Raw genomic sequence first — 5,330 nt, 5'->3', positions numbered from 1 at the left:
TCATATGCGCCACGGCTTCATCCAGGGAGGCCGCAGGGCAAACCAGACCGAGAGCCTGCGCCCGGTCGGTATTACCTGAACCGCCCGGACCCTGCGTCCAGTGGCGCAAAATTTCATCCAGCACCCGCAACTGGTCTTGCAAGGGGGTTACCACATGGAAAGAACCCATCGCATAGCTGCGGGAAATTCGGGCTATATCGTGTATGTCGAGATTTGTCAAAGAGGAAGCGCCGGATTTTTTTTCGCCGAGCACCACAGGATAGTGCATAAGGCAGAAAGAAAGGTTGCGCCCCGGCCTTTCGCGAGGAATTTCAGCCAGCGTCTGCACGTCTTCGCCGGTAAGCGGGGCAGTGTCAAGCAGATCGGGCCGCATGCGCAGCGTTGTCTGCACTGACTGCCGCCGCCGCCATTGTGCTATGCGGGCGTGGTCACCGCCAAGCAGCACCTGGGGGACAGGCAGGCCTTCCAGTGTTTCAGGCCGGGTATAGTGCGGATATTCCAGCAGGCCGTTTGAAAAGCTTTCATCCTCACCGGACTCTTCCTTGCCCATAAAACCGGGCATAAGCCGCCCGACGGCCTCCACAACGGCCAAAGCCGCCGTTTCACCGCCATTGAGCACCACATCGCCCACACTTGTAGGCTCAATGGGAAAAATATCCAGCAAGCGGGCGTCAATGCCTTCATAGCGCCCGCAGATAATGGTCAGATCCTGCTCTTCGGCCAACTGCCGCGCCATATCCTGGGTAAAGGGGCGGCCGCCGGGGGCCATGAGCAGGATGCGCCCGGGTTTTTCAATGGACCGTAGCGCTCCGGCCAGGGGTTCGCCCTGCATGACCATGCCCGGTCCGCCGCCGTAAGGGCGGTCGTCCACATGGCGGTGTTTGCTGGTGCTGAAATCGCGCGGGTCATGAAAAGAAAAATCCACAAGGCCCGCCTCGCGCGCACGTCCCATAAGGGCCGTTGACAGAGGCGAACTGAAAAATTCGGGAAAGAGCGAAACAATATGAAAACGCGGCATGGGCGGAGAGTGCCGCAAATCGCCCCGCCTTGCAAGGAAAGGATTGCGCGGCCGGAAACGGCCTTTGCCATTTTGCCGTACAGACCTGCCGCGGGGAACAGTTACGGCAGGGGCATGCCCGCAAGAACGGCGCGCCAGTGCGCCCGCAGGGGGCGACTGGCAACGCGCATGGCCCGGCCGGGACGCGCCGGAGCCGCCACGCAGACCCAGTGCCCCGCACAGGGTACAAGTTGCCAGTTGATGTGCCTGTAAGGAGGCGCTTTTTCGTGGTCCCTGCCAGTGGGATGAAACGCGCCGCCTTTGTGATAGAATTGCGACTGCCCCTGCCGCTGGCCGTAGCGGCCGCTGTGCACCAGGTAGGGGTCGCGGGTGAGGCCCAGTCCCGCGGCCTTGAGCAGAGCTTCTTTGACAGTCCAGCGGCGCAGGTTTTCGCGGGCATGAAATGCTTCGGCCAGAGGCGCGAACATTTCCCTGGCGGTAAAAGCGCGTCCGGCCGGGGGGGAGCTGTCCAGCGCCTCGGCATCCAGCGCCAGGCAGGGGCGGCTTTCTTCACGGGGTTGCGCGGCCTCTTCAGGATTATGAGCCTGGTGGCATAAGGCAACGGACTGCTCATCCTTCAGGCGGCGTGCGGCACAAAAGGCGGCCAGCCCGCTGTGTCCGAAGGCGATGCGCCAGCCGGGCAGCACCGGTCGGCCCAGGTAATCCATGCCAAGACCCGCAAAGCCGAGACAGGATAAATAAGGATGGTTAAGCATGGCCGAAAGAGAGGGGACATCTGAGCCGCCCGGTGCAGCCAGGCTGGCCTGCGTTGCGCCCATTACAAGGCGCACCAGCAACGCGCGCGCCAGCAGGCGGCTGCACCGGGCCTTCAGGGCCGCTTCACCCGTATGGAAGGCCTGAAGGTGCGCCAACTGCTGGGGGCCAAGCCAGGGCAGCATGATTGTTTGCAGGTAATCACACCAGTCGGCAAGGGCATGGCCTGCGAGCGGGGGCAAGGGGGAATAGAGGAGCACAATATGCTGTTCGGCGGCCCGGGCTGCGTCCATCCATCTGTGGCTGTGTCCCTGCCTCTGTGGCGGGGAATGATCGGCCTGCTTCCGGTCGTGTTCGGCCTGTTTCCGGAGAATTGTCTGCCCGGAAGCTTCGGCCGTAAGGGTTCTGCGGGAATCTTTGTTGTGCATGAGAACCTTATTTGCCTTGTATTTCCGGTGGTTGCGGTGCTGTTGCAGGAGTGGGCCTGCCCGGCAAAAGTGCTTCAAGTTCTGAAAACGGCCCCGCGGGCTGTTTGGCTGCGGGTTGCGGCTGCCCGTTTGTGCCGGAATTGTTATCGGCGTTTGCGGCAGGAGCCTGGCCGTGGCTCTGCTTTTCGTCTTTTTTTACTTCGGGAGCGGCGGGTGCTGATGCGGGCGGTTTTTTTACAGCATCGTGTCCGGCCTGCTCAGCCTGTCCGGCTTGGTTGGCCCTGCCCGGTTGCCCGTTTTGCTTGCCACTGTCTGTTTCGGCTTTTTGCTGCCCAAAGGCAATGCCGAACGGCAGTTCGCCGCGCCAGGCCCAGTAGCCGCCAATACCGGCAGCCGTGAGAAACAGAATTGCCAGCACAGCCACAAGAAGCCTGCGTGCGGCAGGATGCCCCAGACGCGCGGGCAGGCCATAAGGGTCGTCAAGTGAGCGCTGCGCACCAGGGGGCATTTCGCCCACAGCCGTAAGAGTCTTGCCCATGGTAAGATTGATGGGAGCGCCCGTGTTGACTGCCCAGCCCGAAGCGTCCAGCAACGGCCCCAGGCTGCGCCTGCGTAGCTTGAACCAGGCCATAACCATAGAAGGGCCTGAAATGACGGCAAATACAACCAGAAGAGCCATGGGCCACCACCAGCCGAGGGAAAACAGCGATTTGGCAATATAGGTAAAAGACGCGCTGACCATGCTTATGCCAACGCTGACGGCAGCAAAGATACCGGCGCTTTTGGCAATGTCGAACGGCTGCTTGGCGGTTGCGACTTTGGGCGGCTCAGCCTTGCCGTCAGCCAGCGAGCCAGCCATTTTGGAAGATGCGTTGGCGATGGCGGCATCTTTGGTGGACACCAGTTTTTGCAGTTGCTCGCCCACCAGGGCGGCAAAGCGCACATAGGGCGCCCACATGGCTTCGCGCAGGCTGATGGGATTGCGCGCCACACGCAGCAAGGTGCTGTCCCATACGCGGCCTGCATTGTCCACAAAAACGCCGTGACGGCCCTTGACCAGATCGTCCGCTGTGCCGGCGGTCAGGGCGGCGGCGATGGTTGTGGTCTGCTCTTGCCCGTTTTCATTCTTGCGGCTGCACTGGCAATAGAGCAGGCAGAGGTGGCTTTGGGCGGCAAGGCGCATATGCGCGTCCACATCTTCCACATGGACGCAGAGCGAGCAGGAGCGACTGTCTATATATAAGGTTCCGGCCAGAAAAATGGCCTTGTTGCCCGGCTCGTAAAAATCCGCAAAAGAAACGAAGTTCATGAGCAGGGTATACAGGTTGGCATGTAGCAGGATGAGTTTTTCAAGGTCGCGCAGGGCGTCCATGCGGGGGGCGGCCAGATCGCGCTCCACATACGCGGCAAAAGCCTCTTCTGTGGCAGGGGCCAGCAGGGCGTCAAGGGCGTCATCCGAAAGTCTGTCGGTGACCTCTTCGGGATTCAGGGGCAAAAAAGCTCTGCCCTGGGCGTCATCGGCGGGGGCCACAGCCAGGGCCGGAAGGCCGGGGGCTGCAAATTGTCCGGCATTTTCCGGCGCGCGGGCAAAGGCGGGTTTTTCTGCCAACAGCGCGGCGTATGGCGCAAAACGGTCGCGGATGGCGTGCCAGCCCTCCTCATCCATCTGAAGCCCTTGCCCTGTGTCGGCGGGGGGCGGCAACAGCGGAGCAAACAAACGGCTGAAGGCGCGCAGGTCTTTCTCCCACGCGGGGTTGATGCCTGTAGACAGGTTGAAGGCGCGCCCGGCGGCAACTCTGGCAAGGGGGCGGCGGGCGAGATTTTCCATAGAAAAAATCTCCGCTCCGCCGGCGTCCTGCGCGTTCAGTTCGCTCTCGTCGTTAAGTGCGGCAACTGCCTGTGGCGCAAAAGCCGCCATACGGCAACGGACAAAGTAATCATCCAGCTTGGGGCCGAGCCGTTGCAGCAGGCTCCATGCCTCGGCGGTGTCGCTGCCCAGGGGCAGGTCTGCCTGGCGGGTCTTTTGCCGCCACTGGCGTACGGCTTGCAGATTTTCACGAAAAGTTCCGGCGAGTTTCGCATCCAGGCCTGGCGCACCCGAATCGTCGCGCATGCCGCCCACCACGGTAAGCCCTGTGGTGATAAAGGTGCTCACTGCTGTGTCCTGCCCATCCACAGAGGCGGCAGGGATGACGCCGTCGCCGTTGAAGGCGTACCCGGCGGCGGCATTGAGGGCGGCAGCGGTCTGCTCCCGGCTGACGCTGCCTTTGTTTTCGGCGTTGGTTTTTTCCAGCACAAGACGGGCGGCTGCCAGCAGTTCTCTGCCTTCGGGCGTGTCGTCGCGCAGAATGTCCAGGGGCAGATCCGGGCGGCGCTGCCTGAGATGTGAGGGCCGGGTCACTCGTCTGCATACCCAGTCCACAGCGTTCAGAATTTCTTTGGCCCGTATGCGGCCGTCATTGTCGGCGTCAAGAAGTGCCAGGGTTTGGGGATCAAATTCAAGCCCGCGCACGGGACAGCTCATGGCCATCCAGACTTTCGGGTCCAGACGGTCGAGGTTCTGCCATTCGGCGTCTTCAGTCAGCAAAGCTTGATCCAGACCCGCCATGCGGCGGAACGTGAATACAGGCTTTTCGGACTCGGCGTCAGTTTGCTCCAGATCTGCCGGGGGGCGGGCATTATATGCTGTCATCAGGTTATCCATTTGAGTAGGAAATTCAGCTTTTTTGATTTGTTGCGCGCGCTGCGCTGTGGCCGATGGGCAAGGTTTGCCGCGTATGGTCCGCCGCGGCAAGTCTTTGCCGGATTGCCGGGCGACAACACTTATTGATGATTGATACTATCAAAGAAGAAGTCTGAGGTCGAGACCCGAAGCGGATACTGTGCCATGAAAGTGTGGAAAAAGGTTGAATTTGAGTGCGCCACCCGGAAATGTGCTGCAAAATGATTGAAGGGGGTCGGCCATGCATGGCACAGACTGCCGATCCGCAGAATTGTGTTGCCCTGGACGTTGGCGGGCGGAAGAGCCAAAAGTATCTTTTCTTATGGGCAGCGGCGGAGAATGATTTTTCAGAACGGCCTTAATGGGACAGGGTTTTTATTTCCGCTTCAATAAGGGCTACAAGCTCTGA

General features: G+C 60.9%; 3 protein-coding genes. All 3 read right to left on the bottom strand.

Annotated features, from left to right (window positions below):
* Positions 1 to 1,018, bottom strand: a 1,018-nt coding sequence (trmD, locus tag QZ377_RS10595) for a tRNA (guanosine(37)-N1)-methyltransferase TrmD (RefSeq protein ID WP_291441112.1), incomplete at its 3' end; no start/stop codon positions are given.
* A 101-nt stretch (positions 1,019 to 1,119) separates the two neighbouring features.
* Positions 1,120 to 2,199, bottom strand: a complete 1,080-nt coding sequence (locus tag QZ377_RS10590; protein ID WP_291441111.1) for a 4'-phosphopantetheinyl transferase superfamily protein — start codon at positions 2,197 to 2,199, stop codon at positions 1,120 to 1,122.
* Positions 2,200 to 2,206: 7 nt separating this feature from the next.
* Positions 2,207 to 4,891: an ABC transporter permease gene (locus QZ377_RS10585; protein WP_291441110.1), complete on the bottom strand. Its 2,685-nt coding sequence runs from the start codon at positions 4,889 to 4,891 to the stop codon at positions 2,207 to 2,209.
* Between the last annotated feature and the right edge of the window lie 439 nt (positions 4,892 to 5,330).

Source organism: Desulfovibrio sp. (assembly GCF_019424165.1).
Classification (GTDB): domain Bacteria; phylum Desulfobacterota; class Desulfovibrionia; order Desulfovibrionales; family Desulfovibrionaceae; genus Desulfovibrio.
The sequence above is the reverse complement of the archived record's forward strand: the minus strand, read 5'-3'. Positions and strand labels throughout refer to the sequence as shown.

Coding starts and splice junctions, on each gene's coding strand:
- QZ377_RS10585 (WP_291441110.1), bottom strand. CDS start 4,891: ATGACAGCATATAATGCCCGCCCCCCGGCAGATCTGGAGCAAACTGAC.
- QZ377_RS10590 (WP_291441111.1), bottom strand. CDS start 2,199: ATGCACAACAAAGATTCCCGCAGAACCCTTACGGCCGAAGCTTCCGGG.